Origin of the sequence: Vibrio orientalis CIP 102891 = ATCC 33934 (assembly GCF_000176235.1) — a bacterium.
In the GTDB taxonomy this organism is placed as follows: domain Bacteria; phylum Pseudomonadota; class Gammaproteobacteria; order Enterobacterales; family Vibrionaceae; genus Vibrio; species Vibrio orientalis.
Window position 1 is genome coordinate 495,542 of sequence record NZ_ACZV01000005.1, and the last position, 16,393, is coordinate 511,934.

General features: G+C 45.9%; 17 protein-coding genes. 16 read left to right on the plus strand and 1 reads right to left on the minus strand.

Annotation, left to right across the window (positions count from 1 at the left end; genetic code table 11):
- The first annotated feature begins 10 nt into the window (after positions 1 to 10).
- From ruvB to VIA_RS12855, 14 genes are all read left to right on the plus strand, one after another.
- A complete protein-coding gene (gene ruvB, locus VIA_RS12790; RefSeq protein WP_004413434.1) occupies positions 11 to 1,015 on the plus strand; it encodes a Holliday junction branch migration DNA helicase RuvB in 1,005 nt (334 codons plus the stop codon).
- 460 nt (positions 1,016 to 1,475) lie between these two features.
- Positions 1,476 to 3,062, plus strand: a complete 1,587-nt coding sequence (gene cydA / locus VIA_RS12795; protein ID WP_004413435.1) for a cytochrome ubiquinol oxidase subunit I — start codon at positions 1,476 to 1,478, stop codon at positions 3,060 to 3,062.
- Positions 3,063 to 3,075: 13 nt separating this feature from the next.
- Complete coding sequence (cydB, locus tag VIA_RS12800; protein WP_004413436.1) at positions 3,076 to 4,212, plus strand: cytochrome d ubiquinol oxidase subunit II; 1,137 nt, start codon at positions 3,076 to 3,078, stop codon at positions 4,210 to 4,212.
- Between the two features lie 12 nt (positions 4,213 to 4,224).
- A complete protein-coding gene (gene cydX, locus VIA_RS21735) occupies positions 4,225 to 4,332 on the plus strand; it encodes a cytochrome bd-I oxidase subunit CydX (RefSeq protein ID WP_000270284.1) in 108 nt (35 codons plus the stop codon).
- Positions 4,325 to 4,627: a cyd operon protein YbgE gene (ybgE, locus tag VIA_RS12810; protein WP_004413437.1), complete on the plus strand. Its 303-nt coding sequence runs from the start codon at positions 4,325 to 4,327 to the stop codon at positions 4,625 to 4,627. The genes cydX and ybgE overlap by 8 nt, the downstream gene beginning before the upstream one ends.
- Before the next feature lie 163 nt (positions 4,628 to 4,790).
- Positions 4,791 to 5,210 carry a tol-pal system-associated acyl-CoA thioesterase gene (ybgC, locus tag VIA_RS12815; protein WP_004413438.1) on the plus strand — a complete coding sequence of 140 codons (420 nt, stop codon included), beginning with the start codon at positions 4,791 to 4,793 and terminating at the stop codon, positions 5,208 to 5,210.
- A complete protein-coding gene (tolQ, locus tag VIA_RS12820; protein WP_004413439.1) occupies positions 5,200 to 5,898 on the plus strand; it encodes a protein TolQ in 699 nt (232 codons plus the stop codon). The genes ybgC and tolQ overlap by 11 nt, the downstream gene beginning before the upstream one ends.
- 5 nt (positions 5,899 to 5,903) lie before the next feature.
- Entirely contained in the window at positions 5,904 to 6,347 is a 444-nt protein-coding gene (tolR, locus tag VIA_RS12825) for a protein TolR (protein WP_004413440.1), read from the plus strand.
- 12 nt (positions 6,348 to 6,359) lie between these two features.
- Positions 6,360 to 7,430: a cell envelope integrity protein TolA gene (gene tolA, locus VIA_RS12830; protein ID WP_004413441.1), complete on the plus strand. Its 1,071-nt coding sequence runs from the start codon at positions 6,360 to 6,362 to the stop codon at positions 7,428 to 7,430.
- 49 nt (positions 7,431 to 7,479) lie between these two features.
- Positions 7,480 to 8,793 (plus strand): Tol-Pal system beta propeller repeat protein TolB, encoded by a 1,314-nt coding sequence (gene tolB / locus VIA_RS12835; protein WP_004416320.1) that lies wholly within the window; start codon positions 7,480 to 7,482, stop codon positions 8,791 to 8,793.
- 35 nt (positions 8,794 to 8,828) lie between these two features.
- Entirely contained in the window at positions 8,829 to 9,359 is a 531-nt protein-coding gene (gene pal, locus VIA_RS12840; RefSeq protein ID WP_004413443.1) for a peptidoglycan-associated lipoprotein Pal, read from the plus strand.
- Between the two features lie 15 nt (positions 9,360 to 9,374).
- Positions 9,375 to 10,145: a tol-pal system protein YbgF gene (gene ybgF, locus VIA_RS12845; protein WP_004413444.1), complete on the plus strand. Its 771-nt coding sequence runs from the start codon at positions 9,375 to 9,377 to the stop codon at positions 10,143 to 10,145.
- Between the two features lie 139 nt (positions 10,146 to 10,284).
- Complete coding sequence (gene nadA / locus VIA_RS12850) at positions 10,285 to 11,346, plus strand: quinolinate synthase NadA (RefSeq protein ID WP_004413445.1); 1,062 nt, start codon at positions 10,285 to 10,287, stop codon at positions 11,344 to 11,346.
- A gap of 102 nt (positions 11,347 to 11,448) precedes the next feature.
- Positions 11,449 to 12,486, plus strand: a complete 1,038-nt coding sequence (locus VIA_RS12855; RefSeq protein WP_004413446.1) for a potassium channel family protein — start codon at positions 11,449 to 11,451, stop codon at positions 12,484 to 12,486.
- A gap of 66 nt (positions 12,487 to 12,552) precedes the next feature.
- Here the strand turns inward: VIA_RS12855 and VIA_RS12860 are convergent, their stop codons facing one another.
- Positions 12,553 to 13,122, minus strand: coding sequence for a UPF0149 family protein (locus VIA_RS12860; protein ID WP_004413447.1), 570 nt, complete (start codon positions 13,120 to 13,122; stop codon positions 12,553 to 12,555).
- A 127-nt stretch (positions 13,123 to 13,249) separates the two neighbouring features.
- On the opposite strand from VIA_RS12860, the gene VIA_RS12865 reads away from it, so the two are divergent.
- Both VIA_RS12865 and VIA_RS12870 read left to right on the plus strand, forming a co-directional pair.
- Positions 13,250 to 15,682 carry a hybrid sensor histidine kinase/response regulator gene (locus VIA_RS12865; protein ID WP_004413448.1) on the plus strand — a complete coding sequence of 811 codons (2,433 nt, stop codon included), beginning with the start codon at positions 13,250 to 13,252 and terminating at the stop codon, positions 15,680 to 15,682.
- Positions 15,683 to 15,905: 223 nt separating this feature from the next.
- Positions 15,906 to 16,355: an L-alanine exporter AlaE gene (locus tag VIA_RS12870; protein WP_004416316.1), complete on the plus strand. Its 450-nt coding sequence runs from the start codon at positions 15,906 to 15,908 to the stop codon at positions 16,353 to 16,355.
- Positions 16,356 to 16,393: the final 38 nt, after the last annotated feature.

Below are 16,393 nucleotides of genomic sequence, written 5' to 3' on the forward strand. Positions count from 1 at the left end.
GGCATAAGTCATGATTGAAGCGGATCGCTTAATTGCGCCAGACAATACAGTATATAAAGAAGAAGATGTTATCGATCGCGCGATTCGTCCTAAAAAGCTCGACGACTATAAAGGTCAAGATCATGTCCGTGGTCAGATGGAAATCTTCATCAAAGCTGCGCAACTGCGTAATGAAGCATTAGATCATCTGCTGATTTTTGGTCCTCCTGGTTTAGGTAAAACGACATTGGCAAACATCGTTGCCAACGAAATGGACGTTAACATCCGTACCACTTCTGGTCCTGTGCTGGAAAAAGCGGGCGATCTTGCTGCGTTGCTCACCAACCTTGAAGAAAACGATGTCCTCTTTATTGACGAAATTCACCGTCTTAGCCCAATGGTTGAAGAGGTACTTTATCCAGCAATGGAAGATTACCAACTTGATATCATGATTGGTGAGGGTCCGGCTGCACGTTCAATCAAAATCGATTTACCGCCTTTTACCTTAATTGGTGCGACAACGCGCGCGGGTTCATTGACGTCACCGCTGCGTGACCGATTTGGTATTACTCAGCGTTTGGAATACTACAAGATCCCTGATCTGCAAAACATCGTACAGCGCAGCGCTGATTGCTTAGGTCTCTCAATGGAATCTGAGGGTGCACTCGAAGTTGCAAGGCGAGCACGTGGTACACCGCGTATTGCAAACCGATTACTACGCCGTGTGCGAGATTACGCGGAAGTGAAGGGTAATGGTCATATCTGTGCAGAGGTTGCCGACAAGGCGCTAAACATGCTGGATGTCGATGCACAAGGCTTTGACTACATGGATAGAAAACTACTCCTTGCGATTATGGAGAAATTTGGTGGTGGCCCTGTGGGGATCGATAACATGGCTGCGGCCATCGGTGAGGAAAAAGACACCATTGAGGATGTCCTTGAACCTTATTTGATTCAGCAAGGTTATTTACAGCGCACGCCGAGAGGTCGAATCGCAACGGATCGAGCCTATCTTCATTTCGGAATTGAAAAATAAGTTTTCATAAGCCTGCTAAAAATAGCAGGCTTTTTTATTTGGTGATCTAGATCACGGTGATAATATTTATTTACTACTTAATAGGTAATTTAATTGAGTGACTTGTTAAGTGCTTGTTTTGCATAAATAGTAATCCAAACTCTGCTATAACTCGTACGTAACAAAAGCGGTGTATTTTGCTTGATATAGATCAAGTTGACGAAAATCTAAACAAAAATGCCGCACAAAAGTTGATACAAATCAAAGCGAACTCTGCCTATAAACCTTTTGAAACAACCTGTTTTTAGCAGTAATATTAGCGCCAGCTATATTAGCTGATGCTTAACAATTAACTAACCGTTACGGTACATTTTTGCAACAGTATGCTGTTATTTGATAACAAATCTAAATATTGAATAACGACTGTTTATGCTGGCATGGATGTAAAAAAAGTGTCTTCAGCCGACACATAGGAGTAATCATGATCGATGTTGTTGATTTATCGCGGTTGCAGTTTGCACTGACTGCGATGTATCACTTCCTCTTCGTACCTTTGACTCTAGGTATGGCATTCCTACTTGCCATTATGGAATCTTTGTACGTAATGACGGACAAGCAAATCTATAAGGACATGACCAAGTTCTGGGGTAAGCTTTTCGGTATTAACTTTGCACTTGGTGTGGCGACCGGCCTAACCATGGAATTCCAGTTTGGTACTAACTGGTCATACTATTCGCATTACGTTGGTGATATTTTCGGTGCGCCCTTGGCGATTGAAGCCCTTGTTGCCTTCTTCTTAGAGTCTACCTTCGTAGGTCTATTCTTCTTTGGTTGGGATCGTCTATCGAAACGTCAACACTTAGTGGTTACGTGGTTGGTTGCTCTTGGCTCTAACTTCTCTGCACTATGGATTCTTGTCGCAAACGGCTGGATGCAAAACCCAGTTGGCGCAGAATTTAACTTCGAAACCATGCGTATGGAAATGGTGAGCTTTGCTGAAGTGGTACTAAACCCAGTAGCTCAGGTTAAATTCGTCCACACGGTAGCATCGGGCTACACGACAGGCGCAATGTTTATTCTAGGCATCAGTTCATACTACCTATTGAAAGGTCGTGACATTGCATTCGCTCGTCGTTCATTTGCCATTGCTGCCTCTTTCGGTATGGCGGCTATCTTATCGGTAATCGTACTTGGCGATGAGTCTGGTTACGAGCTAGGGGAAGTTCAGAAAGTGAAGCTAGCTGCTGTTGAAGCAGAATGGCACACTGAACCAGCACCGGCGGCATTTACGTTGTTCGGTCTACCAAACCAAGAAACCATGGACACTGACTACGCGATTAAGATCCCTTACGTAATGGGTATTATTGCAACGCGTTCACTGGATGAGCAAGTAACAGGTCTACGTGATCTACGTGACGAGCACGTTGATCGTATCCGCACGGGTATGTACGCGTACGAACTGCTTGAAAAACTGCGTGCAGGCGATAAGTCTGAAGAAAACAAAGCTGCTTTCGATGAAGTGAAAGGCGACCTAGGTTACGGTCTTCTACTTAAGCGCTACACAGACAACGTAGTCGATGCAACAGAAGCGCAAATCCAAGCGGCAGCGGATGATTCTATCCCAACAGTTTGGCCACTATTCTTCTCATTCCGTATCATGGTTGTGTGTGGCTTCATTATGCTATTCGTATTTGGTGCGGCGTTTGTACAAACGTGTCGCCAGAAGATCGAACAGAAACCTTGGATCCTTAAAGCAGCGCTGTTCAGCATCCCACTACCTTGGATTGCGATTGAAGCAGGTTGGTTTGTTGCAGAATATGGCCGTCAGCCATGGGCAGTAGGTGAGATCCTACCGACGCATGTGGCCGCTTCTGCGCTAACGATCGGCGAGCTATGGACTTCACTATTTGCAATTATTGCACTGTACACAGTGTTCCTAATTGCTGAAGTTTACCTAATGCTGAAATTTGCACGTAAAGGTCCAAGCAGCCTGAAAACAGGTCGCTACCACTTCGAACAAGAAGCTAACTCTGTTGAAGACAAAGTCGGCCGTTCAGTCGAAGTATAAGTGAGGGAATATTATGTTTGATTACGAAATCTTACGACTTATTTGGTGGATCCTAATCGGTGTATTACTGGTAGGCTTCGCTGTAACTGATGGTTTTGATATGGGTGTTGCTTCGCTTTCACCTGTTATCGGTAAAACTGACACAGAACGCCGTATTATGCTCAACACGATTGCCCCTCACTGGGATGGCAACCAAGTTTGGCTAATCACAGCTGGTGGTGCGCTATTTGCTGCATGGCCATTGGTATACGCAACGTCGTTCTCGGGTTTCTACTTAGCAATGTACGCGACGCTAGCTGCACTTTGGCTACGTCCACTTGCTCTTGATTACCGTTCTAAGATTGAAGATCCAAAATGGCGTAAAGCTTGGGATTACGCTCTTTGCTTTAGTGGCACAGTTCCACCAATCATCTTTGGTGTAGCGTTTGGTAACCTGCTACAAGGTGTACCGTTCGAGCTAAACGACCTGCTAATGTCTCAGTACAAAGGCACTTTCTTTGCTCTTTTGAACCCGTTTGCTCTGCTATGTGGTGTGCTTAGCTTGATGCTATTCGTACTTCAAGGTGCAACTTGGCTGCAAATGAAGACAACAGAAGCGCTTCATGAGCGTGCACGCGGTGTCGCGCAAATCGCAGGCCTAGTAGCGGTTGCACTATTTGTTGTGGGTGGTTTCTGGGTTCAGTCAATTGACGGCTACGTAATTACGAGCACAATCGACACATTTGCTGACTCAAACCCACTTAACAAAGAAGTCGCAGTTCAAGCAGGTGCTTGGATGACGAACTTTGAAACGTACCCAGCAATGTGGCTTGCTCCAGCGCTAGGCGTGGCGATGCCTCTATTGGCTGCTCTTGCTTCTCGCTTTGAGCGTGGTGGTTTTGCATTCCTATTCTCAAGCCTTGCTAACGCAGGTGTTATCTTGACGGCAGGTTTTGCAATGTTCCCATTCGTTATGCCATCTAGCCTTATTCCAAACCATAGTTTGACTATGTGGGATTCAACGGCAAGTGAGCTAACGCTTGGCCTAATGACTGCAGTTGCAGCGGTAATGGTTCCTGTGATTCTTGGCTACACGACTTGGACATACTACAAAATGTTTGGTCGTCTAGATAAGAAACATATCGAAGACAACGACGTTTCAGCTTACTAAGGAGCAATAGATATGTGGTATTTCGCATGGATTCTGGGTGTATTGCTAGCCTGTGCATTCGGCATCATCAACGCTCTTTGGTTAGAGCACTCAGAAATGATGGACAAAGACAGTGAGTAATCTCGCTGAGCAGGTAGCAAAGCTACACGTGCCTGTTGATAAGGCTCTGTTTAGAGCTTTATCACTAGTGCTCGGTTTCTACCATGTCGCTATGGTGATGTGGGATCCTGAGCTCTATGCCAGTTCTATCGGTGGCTTTAATGCGCTTATCTCACCATTGCTGATTTGGGCAATTTGCTCAAGCATGGTGTTTGGCATTGGCTTTAAACCTCGCAACTGGTACTGGCAGGTTCTTTTCAGTCCTTATTTCTCATTGGCGATTCTTACTTACCTGACGGTACTTCGCCTCTTATAGAATGCTAGGGCAAACTCTGCTCATTTCGTCTAAAAAAAGCGCGACTCTTACACGAGTCGCGCTTTTTTTTGTTTCAAGCTTTGAAAACATCCAAATGAGCGTTGCACAAATGGTAACGAGTTGCGTTATAGTATTCGCCTGAACAATTTATTCGGATATCCAAGTGCAGGAACAAGCAGCAATTTTTGAGTGGCCAGTCACTGTCTATTATGAAGATACCGATGCTGGTGGTGTCGTGTATCACTCAAACTATCTTAAATTCTTTGAGCGAGCGCGTACCGAGCTACTTCGCACTATTAATGTTTCGCAACAAACTCTACTGGAACAAAACATTGGTTTTGTAGTCCGACACATGGATATTGATTTTTTGCAGGGTGCGCGTCTTGACGATCATCTTGTAGTAAAAACATCTATCTCTGACCTAAAGAAAGCTTCTCTCACATTCTGTCAGGAGATCGTTAATCCTGATGGGGCGATATTGTGTAAGGCAATGGTTAAGGTAGCATGTATCGATAATATAAAAATGAGGCCAAAAGCTATGCCTCAATCAATCGCTATGGAGCTTACAAACAGTGAACGCTGATATTTCGATGCTAGACCTCTTCTTACAAGCAAGCTTGCTGGTAAAAATGGTTATGCTGATTCTTTTAGGTATGTCTATCGTATCTTGGGCGATGATCATCAAGCGCAGCAAAGTGCTTTCCCAAGCATCGAAAGATGCAGAAGCGTTTGAAGATAAATTTTGGTCAGGGACGGACTTATCGGTTCTATACCAAAATGCAAAAAAACGTAAAGACGACTTAGCGGGTACGGAAGAGATCTTCTACTCAGGTTTTACTGAATTTGCGCGTCTACGTAAGTCGAACGCAGACTCACCAGACTTCATTATGGAAGGCACCGGCCGTTCGATGCGCGTTGCGGTTGCCCGTGAAGTGGATGAGCTTGAAACTAACCTACCGTTCCTTGCAACGGTAGGTTCTATCAGCCCGTACATCGGCCTGTTCGGTACCGTATGGGGTATCATGCATGCCTTTATCGCATTAGGTGAAGTGAAGCAGGCAACGCTCGCTATGGTTGCGCCAGGTATCGCCGAAGCACTTGTTGCTACTGCGATGGGTCTGTTTGCGGCAATCCCAGCGGTAATGGCCTACAACCGATTTAGCAGTAAAGTGGGTAAGCTAGAGCACAACTACGCAACTTTCTCAGAAGAGTTCCACAGTATTTTGCACCGCCAAGCAATGGCTGGCCGCGATACTGCAAGTAAGGAATAGTTGCTATGGCTGGCTACCAACCTAAAAAGCGTAAGATGACCGCAGAGATTAACGTCGTACCTTATATCGACGTGATGCTGGTTCTGCTGATCATCTTCATGGTGACGTCTCCCTTTGTGACGCAAGGGGTCGATGTTGAGCTACCAAAAACAGCGACCGCTAAACCAGCTTCTGACTTAGCGGGTGATAGTGATGCGAGCTTTATCATTGTCGAGATCGATAAAGACGGTAATCTGGGCTTGAGTGTTAACGATGAAGAAGTCACTCGTGGCATCTCACTCCAAGATATTATTGTTCGTGTCAAAGCGGAGTTATCGCTTAAGCCCGATTCTCCAGTGGCAGTGGGTGGTGATGCCGCTACACCTTACGCTGAAGTCGTTTTAGTTCTTGATGAACTGAGTCGTGCCGGTATCCCTAAAGTAGGGTTGCTGACTGACATTAAGGAATAGCGTTAGTCATTCATGAAAGAGAAAAACAAGAACAAAAGCGATTACAAAAAGCCGATAGCAATATCGGCTGGTTTGCATGTGCTTTTAATTGTTGCGCTGATATGGGGAACTGATTTCACCATGTCTAAACCAGAGCCTGTGGGTCGTGTGGTACAAGCGGTTGTTATTGATCCGGCAATGGTACGTGAACAAGCGCAGCAAATTCGTAGCCAGCGTGAACAAGCGGCGAAAAAAGAGCAGGAAAGGCTCGATAAACTGCGTCGTGAGAGCGAACAGTTAGAAAAGAATCGCAAAGCGGAAGAAGAGCGTATTCGCAAGCTGAAAGAGCAGCAAGTGAAAGAGGCTAAAGCTGCGCGTGAAGCGGAGAAGCGTCGAGTCGCAAAAGAGAAAGAACGCAAGGCTGAAGAGCTGCGCGCTAAGAAAGAGAAAGAGCGAGCAGCGAAATTAGAAGTTGAGCGTAAAGCGAAAGAGCAAGCGGTCAAAAAGGCAGAGCAAGAACGTCTAGCCAAAGAAGCCGCGATTGCCAAAGCAGAGCAACAGCGTATTGAGCGTGAAAAGGCTGCCAAAGCTGCGGAAGAAAAAGCCAAGCGTGAACGCGAAGCTGCAGCGAAAGCTGAGAAAGAACGCATAGCGAAAGAGAAAGCGGCCAAAGAAGCGGCTGAAAAAGCTCGCAAAGAGAAAGAACGTTTACAGCGTCTTGAACGCGAACGCAAAGAGCAAGAAGCGGCGTTAAACGATATCTTTGCCGGTCTTGAGTCAGAATCTGAAGCGAATACCTCAGCACGCTCTAGTCATGTGAGTAGCGAAGCGGATCGCTATGGTGCGATTTATACCCAGCTCATCCAACAGAACTTGTTGTTGGAGGACAGCTTTAGGGGAAAGTCTTGCCGAGTTAATCTGCGTCTTATCCCTACCGGAGCAGACGCGATTGTTGGCAGTCTTTCGGTATTAGATGGCGACAGCAGAGTGTGCGCAGCGACCAAGCGTGCAGTGGCGCAAGTGAATAGCTTTCCATTGCCAAAAGACCCAGATGTGGTCAGCAAGGTCAAGAATATCAACCTAACTGTAGTACCTGATTTATAAGGAATTGCTTGTGTTAAAGCGACTAATAATAGGATATGTGCTCACTGTGATGAGTGTATTCCAAACCGCGAATGCGGCGTTGGAGCTGGTGATTACAGATGGTATCGATTCGGCTCGTCCAATCGCTATCGTTCCATTCAAGTGGGAAGGCAACAGCCAGCTTCCTGAAGATGTGTCTAAGGTGATTGCCTCAGACCTTCAGCGCAGTGGTAAGTTTAGCCCTATCGCAACAAGCAAAATGCCGCAAACGCCATACAATGAAACGGAAGTGGATTTTGGTGCGTGGACAGGCTTAGGTGTCGATGCGTTAGTGACTGGTTCTATCAGCCAAAATGCAGAGGGCAACTACGTAATCAACTACCAACTGGTTGATGTAGTACGCGGCCAATTAACCCAAGGTCAAAGCAAAGCCCTCAGTGACGATGGCCAGTTAGTACTTTCCAAAGATCACGTTATGTTCAACAAGCGTGCGACCGTACCGGGCGACCGTTTAAGAGAGTATGCACACCGCATCTCAGATCTTGTTTATGAAGCGCTAACGGGTGAAAAGGGCGCGTTCTTAACGCGTATCGCCTATGTGGTTGTCAGCGACAAAGACCAGTTCCCATACCAGTTACGTGTCTCGGACTACGATGGCCACAATGAGCGCCTAGTGCTGCGTTCTAAGCAGCCGCTGATGTCACCAGCATGGTCTCCTGACGGTAAGAAACTGGCTTATGTCAGCTTCCAAAACGGTCAGGCGGAAATCTTTATCATGAACATCTATACGGGTGAGCGTGAGAAGATTTCGTCATACCCGCGTCATAATGGTGCGCCAAGATTCTCGCCTGATGGCAGCAAACTCGCTTTGGTTCTGTCTAAAACGGGTAGCCTGCAAGTTTATACACTTGACCTTAAAACGCGTAAGTTGACGCAAATTACTCGTGGACGTTCAAATAATACTGAACCGTTTTGGCACCCTGATGGCAAATCTCTCGTCTTTACCTCGGATCGGGGTGGAAAACCGCAAATTTATCAAGTAGATTTGGCCAATGGTTCGACTAGCCGTATTACTTGGCAAGGTAGCCAAAACTTAGGTGGTCAAATTACACCTGACGGTCGTTTCTTAGTGATGGTGAATCGCAGCAACTCAGGTTTCAATCTCGCTAAGCTTGATCTTGAGACCGGTGCAATGCAGACACTAACCAAGACACTGCTTGATGAGTCACCAAGCATTGCGCCAAATGGCGGAATGGTAATTTATAGCTCTACTTATAATAAATCTAACGTGCTTTCAATGGTGTCCATTGATGGGCGCTTTAAAGCAAGATTACCCGTCACCAATGGACGTGTTCGTGCACCTGCATGGTCGCCGTTCTTGTAACGAGTAACACAATTAAAATAAAGGAAAAGACAACAATGCAACTTAACAAGGTTCTTAAAGGGCTTCTAATTGCGCTACCGGTTCTAGCAGTTACAGCATGTAGTTCAAGCGATGATGCGGCAAACGCGTCTGGTTCAACTGAAACTAACCAAACTCAAGTAGTGGATAACAACACTGCTGTAACTCCAATTGATGCAAATGGTCAACTAACAGAGCAAGAGCTAAAAGAGCAAGCGCTACGCGAAACTCAAACTATCTACTTTGCTTTCGACAACTCGACTATCGCGGGTGACTACGAAGAAATGCTAGCTGCACACGCTGCATACCTAAGCAAAAACCCTGCTCTTGAAGTGACTATCGAAGGTCACGCAGACGAGCGCGGTACGCCTGAGTACAACATCGCACTAGGCGAGCGTCGTGCTAACGCAGTAGCTAAATACCTACAAGCGCTAGGTGTTCAAGCAGACCAAATCTCTATCGTTAGCTACGGTGAAGAGAAACCACTTCTTCTAGGTCAATCAGAAGATGTATACGCTAAGAACCGCCGCGCGGTTCTAGTGTACTAATCAAGGGATTAGCCTATGTTCAGTAACCTTAAGCGCGTTGTTACGCTTACGTTACTGGCAAGTGCAGCGGGCAATGTGCTCGCTGCACCAGCTCCAGTATCCGATCTAAGCGGTAGCAATACTGCCACTTCTTCATCTTCAGTTCGTGGCAACGAGTCTGATGTCCAGCGCTTAGAGCGCCTATTGGAAAACCGTAATCGTGTGCAGTTGCAAATGCAGCAACAGTTAGACGATATGGCTCTAGAGATCAGCGACTTACGCGGTCAACTAGAGAAAAGCACCTATGATATGCAGCAAATGTTGAAGCGCCAGCGTGAATTGTTCATTGAACTGGACAAAGTACGCAGCCAAGCAACGACGCCTGCACCGCAAACAGAAACAAAAACAGCAGAGAAACAAACCGGTGGCACATTCAGCTCTAATGTTGATGAGCAAACGGCTTACCAAAACTCTGTCGATTTGATTCTGAAAAAGCGTGATTACACCGGTGCTATTGCTGCATTCCAGCAGTTCCAAAAGGACTACCCAGATTCGACCTTCACACCTAACTCACATTACTGGTTAGGTCAGCTTTATTTCGCTAAGAAGCAAGATAAAGATGCAGTGAAGAGTTTCGCTGCGGTAGTGGCTTATAAAGATTCAAATAAGCGTGCTGATGCGCTAGTGAAACTGGGTGACATTGCCCAGCGTAACAACAACGCAGAGCAAGCGAAGAAGTACTATCAACAAGTGGTTGATGAGTATCCAACGAGCGCTTCTGCCAACTTGGCAAAAGAGCGTTTGTAGTCAAGATACTTTGGCAAAATCTAAAAGGAGCATTTGATGCTCCTTTTTGTTCTATATCTAATTTGTCTCGAAACTGGAATCTACTCTATCGTTGGGGTTACAATACTCGGATTACTGGAAGTAGCGTAGCGCAAGAGCAATGAGCCACATATTAGATACCATAGAGACAGTTTACCCATTCCCACCAAAACCAGTCCCACTGTCAGAAGAAGAAAAACAAGCGTATACCGCCAACATTAAAAAGCTTCTGAAAGAGAAAGACGCGGTGTTAATTGCCCATTACTATACCGATCCTGAGATTCAAGCTCTGGCTGAAGAGACAGGCGGCTTTGTGGGTGATTCCCTTGAAATGGCCAAGTTTGGTAATCGCCATCCAGCAAGTACACTGATCATCGGTGGTGTACGCTTCATGGGTGAATCAGCGAAGATCCTGACGCCTGAGAAACGCATCCTAATGCCAACGCTTGAAGCGGAATGTTCGCTTGATTTAGGTTGCCCAGCCGATAAGTTCTCAGAGTTCTGTGATGCGCATCCTGACCACACGGTTGTTGTATATGCCAATACTTCAGCAGCGGTGAAAGCGCGCGCTGATTGGGTGGTCACATCAAGTATCGCCCTTGAAATCGTTGAGCACCTAGATGCGGAAGATAAACCAATTATTTGGGGCCCTGACCGTCACCTAGGTTCATACATCTCAAACAAAACCGGCGCAGACATGCTGTTATGGCAAGGCGAATGTATTGTTCATGATGAGTTCTCTGCTGACGCTCTACGCAAGATGAAGTCAGTTTACCCTGATGCAGCAATTCTTGTTCACCCAGAGTCGCCAGCGAGCGTTGTCGAGCTTGCAGACGCGGTCGGCTCAACAAGCCAGCTTATTAAGGCAGCAAAAGAGCTACCTCAGCAGAAAATGATCGTGGCAACGGATAAAGGCATCTTCTTCAAGATGCAGCAACTCGTGCCAGAGAAAGAGCTGATTGAAGCGCCGACAGCAGGAGCGGGTGCAACTTGCCGCAGCTGTGCACACTGTCCTTGGATGGCGATGAACGGCCTGAAAGCGATTGAAGCGGCACTTAGTGAAGGTGGATCAGAGCATGAGATCTTCGTTGATGAAGCGCTACGCGTTAAGTCTCTGATCCCGCTTAACCGAATGTTAGATTTCGCAGAACAGCTCAATATGCAAGTCAAAGGCAATGCATAAATAGAGAGTTATCACAGTTCTTAAAACCAGCCGCACTTGGCTGGTTTTTTTATGCTCTCGGTTAGGCTTAAATACAATCACAGTGTTTCAATAAGGCGTGTTATGACTCTTTGGCTATCATTTAGAAAGTGGCTGAACTCTCACCTGTTTAACCTCAGTAATCGCAATCTAGCCTTTTTGGTTCTCGCCTATATTGTGCTTTCTTGGGGACTGCTTACCTTAAGTGGTGAGCATTCACTTACTCATGACCTTTCTACGTTCGTCTACTTCTTGATGGTAACGGCCTCAACGGTTGGCTACGGGGATCATTCTCCAGAGACTGCTGCAGGTAAGTGGGTGGTGATCGTATTTGTTATCCCGGGTGGTTTGACCCTTTTCGCGGCATTGATTGGTCGCTTAGCAACAGGCGCAGTCGAGTACTGGCGCGCAGGAATATTAGGTAAACGGAGAGTTGGTGTGGAGAATCACATATTACTATTAGGTTGGAACGGTCAACGAACGATGCACTTGATTCGCATGCTACAGCACGAAGAAGAGGGCAAACGTCCGATCGTATTATGTAGCCGCTCAGACATCGAAAACCCGTTACCTGGTCAAATTGGCTTCGTAAAGGTCAACAGCTACACCGATGCTCAAGAGATGGAAAAAGCCGCGATTGATAAAGCGAGCTGCATTGTGGTTGATAACCTAGAAGATGATATTACGCTCTCTGCTGCGCTATACAGTGCCAATATCAACCCTAAGGCCCATTTACTGGCTTACTTCAAAGACGAAGCGTTGAGTAACCTTCTTAATCAGCACTGCCCAAATGCCGAGTGTATTCCTGCGGTGGGGGCTGAAATGTTAGCGAAAGCAGCGGTGGACCCAGGTTCGAGCGCATTGCACCAAGAGCTATTGGCATCGACGCGCGGTATGACTCAGTACTCAACGACTTATCCAGCAGATTTAAATGGAATAACGGTTGAAGCGGCATTTCATTTTATGAAGAAAGAGTATCAGGCGACATTGATTGCATTTGATATTGGCAATGGAATCGAGCTCAACCCTGAGCTAGAACGTGATATTCCACCAAGCGCTAAGGTGTTCTATATTGCGGATGAGCGAATCGATGAGTTCAATTGGTCATCGATCGCTAGCTAGATGAATTGCGATAGATAAAAAAAGAGCTCACATACAGTATGTGAGCTCTTTTTTATTGTTTGAGGCTTACTCTTGCGCTGCTAGCGTTACGCCGCGCATCGTTAGACCACACAGCATCGTTGGCATCGCGTTGAAGATCTCTTCGAACTGCTCTAAGCCTTGAATGCCTTGCTCGGCTAATGTCGCAATCGAGGTTTCTGGATCGTAAAGCATGCTCAATGACAAAATCACGCCGCCAAGTAGAGCACTGTCTTCGGTACCGTCAGGCATGATGGTTTCCCAGTCGTCTCTAGCGAGTTGCCAGCCTTGCAGCAGACCTTCACAGAAGTCACGAGTTTGTGCCGTCACAATATCTTCTTCATCGAGCGTGCAACCTTCAGGCCATTGCCAGTTATTTTCTAGCAGAGCAGGGCGGTATTGATTCCACAGCGTAATGATGTGCTCAATGTAAGTTTCGAGCTGCTCGCCATCGCTAAATGGTGCCACTTCTTCACCACCCCACAGGAAGGGTAGCCACTCTTCAGGTGGAAGTACATTAGGCGCAGCGGCCATCGCAGTGACGAAACCGTAGGTCTTAGCTTCGTTAATCAGTTTGTCTTCTAGCTCTGGCAATGACAGCAGTTGTTGTAAAGTCAAAATGGACACCCTATTACAGTCAGGACTTGTGATAAAGCAATGGTAACAGCCAAGACATAAGAGAAAAAGGTTGCTGCATTGATATATTCGCTATAATTTCTAATAAATATCAAAAATTCAAAGATTTATGGATATACGCTCATCACTAAAAAGGAAGAGTATCATTGCCTTAGCTATTTACTTAGCTTTGGCCGTTGGTTTGATCGGTACTATCAACTATTTGGTGGTAGAGCCTCCTACGCGTACCCAACTCGAACGAAATCTTGAATTACGCACCGAACTTATCTCAACTCAAATCAAAGAGCCGCTCAATAAATCACTGGGAATCCTGCAGGGTGTGGTCACTATTGGTAGCACTGACGAGTCGCAACAACACCAAGCCTATTTACTGCATCAATTGTTTTTGCAGATCGATGATATCACCGTCAGTGGTGGCTTATGGCCCGTGCCTTATTCGGTGGATGAAGCCAGTGCATTCAAGAGTCTTTTCTTTAACCGGGCCAACGATGGTCAGGTGGATCGCGTGTACTCTTGGGACAATCCAGCGTCTGGTGGTTACAACCAAGAATCTTGGTATACCTCGGTAGTCAATACACCTCAAGGCACCGTCTCATGGTCCCCTGTGTATATTGACCCATTTACGCATATCCAAATGATCACCGCTTCTTCGCCTTATTATAATGATGGCGTGTTTGCTGGGGTGGCGACCGTCGATATCTCCTTAGTATCGCTTGTTGATTTTGTACGCTTACATGCAGAGGAGTATGACTTAGGGGTCATTTTGCGTGATGGCTATGGCGACGTGATCACTGAGTACAACTTTCAACTAGCTGAAAACATCTACATCAGTAAGAACACGTTTGGTGACTTTAATTGGAGCGTTGACGTTGTTAATGCCAAACGCCTAGTAGCCGAACAGGTCTACGATGTGGTCTCTAAAGTCGAAGCTGTCATCGTTCCTATCATGCTGGTGTTTGTAATGCTCGGTTACTTTTTGATTAATCGTTTTCTTATCTCTCCGGTTGTTGTCGTGGCGAGAAGCGTACAGGAGTCGAAAGAGGGCGGGAGCATAGATCTTAAGTACAACAGCAATGATGAGATCAAATATCTGATTGACTCTTTTAACCAGAAAACCGTCTATCTCGAAGAAGAAAAGGTCAAGGCTCAAGCCTCGACTAAAGCCAAAAGTGCCTTCTTAGCCACGCTCTCCCACGAGATTAGAACGCCGATGAACGGTGTGTTAGGCACCGCTCAAATCCTATTGAAAACGGATCTAACCAGCGAGCAGCGCAAGCATATGAAAACCCTCTATGAGTCGGGTGAACATATGATGACCTTGCTTAACGAGATCCTCGATTTCTCTAAAGTGGAGCAAGGGCATCTAGAGCTAGAGCGCGCGCCATTCCCGTTAGAAGCCATCATCGGCAGTATCAACAGTGTTTATTACACTCTGTGCTCTGAAAAAGGTTTGCAGTTTAAAGTGTATTCAGAGGTGCCAGAAAGCCGCTGGTATCGTTGTGACAAAGCAAGGCTAAGGCAGATCCTGTTTAACCTGCTGAACAACGCGGTTAAGTTTACCTCTCGCGGTTATGTCGAAGTGGGCTTTAAAGAACAGACCAGAAACGGGCGAAATTTCTTGGTCATTCAAGTGAGAGACACAGGAATAGGAATCGACAAAGCTGTACAGGACAAAGTATTCAAACCCTTTGAACAAGCTGAGTCCTCAACCACTCGACGCTTTGGTGGCACTGGGCTTGGCCTTGCTATTGTCAAACAATTGTGTGACTTGATGGATGGGGAGATAAAACTGACCAGCGAAGTAGGGATTGGCTCATGCTTTGAAGTTGCGTTGCAGGTAGACATTGGCGAAGCGATTTTTGCCGAATATCAAGAACGCAGGAAACTCGATTACCACGGACTAAAAGCGCTCATTGTTGAAGATAACCGTACCAACTCAATCATCCTAAACACCTTCATGACCAATAAAGGTTTTTCTTGTGACTGCGTTGAAAATGGCGAGCTGGCCGTTCATGCGATAACAACGGGTGAGTATGATCTTGTTTTGATGGACAACCACATGCCGGTAATGGATGGAATAGAGGCGACGGCGGTTATACGAGGCTTAAGTGGTCAAAAGTCGAAAGTCTTGATTCTGGGTTGTACAGCGGACGTGTTTAAAGACACTTGGCAGCGGATGATAGCCTCTGGTGCGAATTATATTATCTCTAAACCTGTCGATGAAACAGAGTTGGATGATGCGCTGCTGAGTCATTCCGATCTGCTTTACCAATTTAAGCCTCATTTGCTGAATTCTCCGCTCAACGGAGGTGAGATAGAGTTAGAAGAGCCTTTGATGTTGTTCTTTATGGCAATTGAAAACGAAAATTTACTCTATGCACGTGAGAGCTTTGGCCAAATCCAACAGCAGCTCGCCGAGATTCAGTCACCCACATTAAAAGAAAACCTTGCGGCCATCGAACACTACTTGGTGTCTGGAGACTTTCCCCCACAAGATGAGTTAGATGTACTGACTGTACAAGTAAAAGATTATTGTAACTAAATTACGAGTTTTTGGTTGTTTTTTAATCTAATGCCAAAAAAGTAGCGGATATGTCTAATTTTATTACTGTTACTAGTTGTTTATTTACTACCTTGTTTTAACTTTGAAATCTAAAACTGCAAATTTAATGATTTAATAGTCGTATAAACTGGATGTTTTGTCCTGTTGTAGGGTTAAGTGTTGTTATTTTATTGAAAGTGCAGTTTTTTGTGTTGAGGTTAAAATGAAGTCTCGTGGGCCTTTTTGTATACGTAACGCCGCGGCGGATACGTTTGCGATGGTAGTTTTCTGCTTTGTGTCTGGAATGATCATCGAGATCTTTATTTCAGGGATGACCTTTGAGCAATCTTTAGCGTCTCGAACACTTTCGATCCCAGTCAACATCGCGATAGCCTTCCCTTATGGCCTATTCCGAGATTACGTTTTACGCCAAGGTGCGCGTATCTCAAATACTGGGGTGATGAAGAACGTTTCAGATTTAGTCGCTTATGTGCTGTTCCAATCTCCTGTGTATGCAGCGATTCTGTTTACCGTTGGTGCATCAACCGAGCAGATTATTACTGCTGTTACTTCTAACGCGTTGGTGTCTTGCGGCATGGGCGTGTTATACGGTTACTTCTTAGATATGTGCCGTAAGTGGTTCCGTGTTCCGGGCTACTACCAGGAAGCATAAAGATAACAAGCATAAGGCCAACAAGCGTAATAGATGCA

Excerpts from the sequence above, each read along its gene's own strand:
- ruvB (WP_004413434.1), top strand. The coding sequence starts at position 11 with ATGATTGAAGCGGATCGCTTAATTGCGCCAGACAATACAGTATATAAA.
- cydA (WP_004413435.1), top strand. The coding sequence starts at position 1,476 with ATGATCGATGTTGTTGATTTATCGCGGTTGCAGTTTGCACTGACTGCG.
- cydB (WP_004413436.1), top strand. The coding sequence starts at position 3,076 with ATGTTTGATTACGAAATCTTACGACTTATTTGGTGGATCCTAATCGGT.
- cydX (WP_000270284.1), top strand. The coding sequence starts at position 4,225 with ATGTGGTATTTCGCATGGATTCTGGGTGTATTGCTAGCCTGTGCATTC.
- tolR (WP_004413440.1), top strand. The coding sequence starts at position 5,904 with ATGGCTGGCTACCAACCTAAAAAGCGTAAGATGACCGCAGAGATTAAC.
- tolA (WP_004413441.1), top strand. The coding sequence starts at position 6,360 with ATGAAAGAGAAAAACAAGAACAAAAGCGATTACAAAAAGCCGATAGCA.
- tolB (WP_004416320.1), top strand. The coding sequence starts at position 7,480 with ATGAGTGTATTCCAAACCGCGAATGCGGCGTTGGAGCTGGTGATTACA.
- pal (WP_004413443.1), top strand. The coding sequence starts at position 8,829 with ATGCAACTTAACAAGGTTCTTAAAGGGCTTCTAATTGCGCTACCGGTT.
- ybgF (WP_004413444.1), top strand. The coding sequence starts at position 9,375 with ATGTTCAGTAACCTTAAGCGCGTTGTTACGCTTACGTTACTGGCAAGT.
- nadA (WP_004413445.1), top strand. The coding sequence starts at position 10,285 with ATGAGCCACATATTAGATACCATAGAGACAGTTTACCCATTCCCACCA.
- VIA_RS12855 (WP_004413446.1), top strand. The coding sequence starts at position 11,449 with ATGACTCTTTGGCTATCATTTAGAAAGTGGCTGAACTCTCACCTGTTT.
- VIA_RS12865 (WP_004413448.1), top strand. The coding sequence starts at position 13,250 with ATGGATATACGCTCATCACTAAAAAGGAAGAGTATCATTGCCTTAGCT.
- VIA_RS12870 (WP_004416316.1), top strand. The coding sequence starts at position 15,906 with ATGAAGTCTCGTGGGCCTTTTTGTATACGTAACGCCGCGGCGGATACG.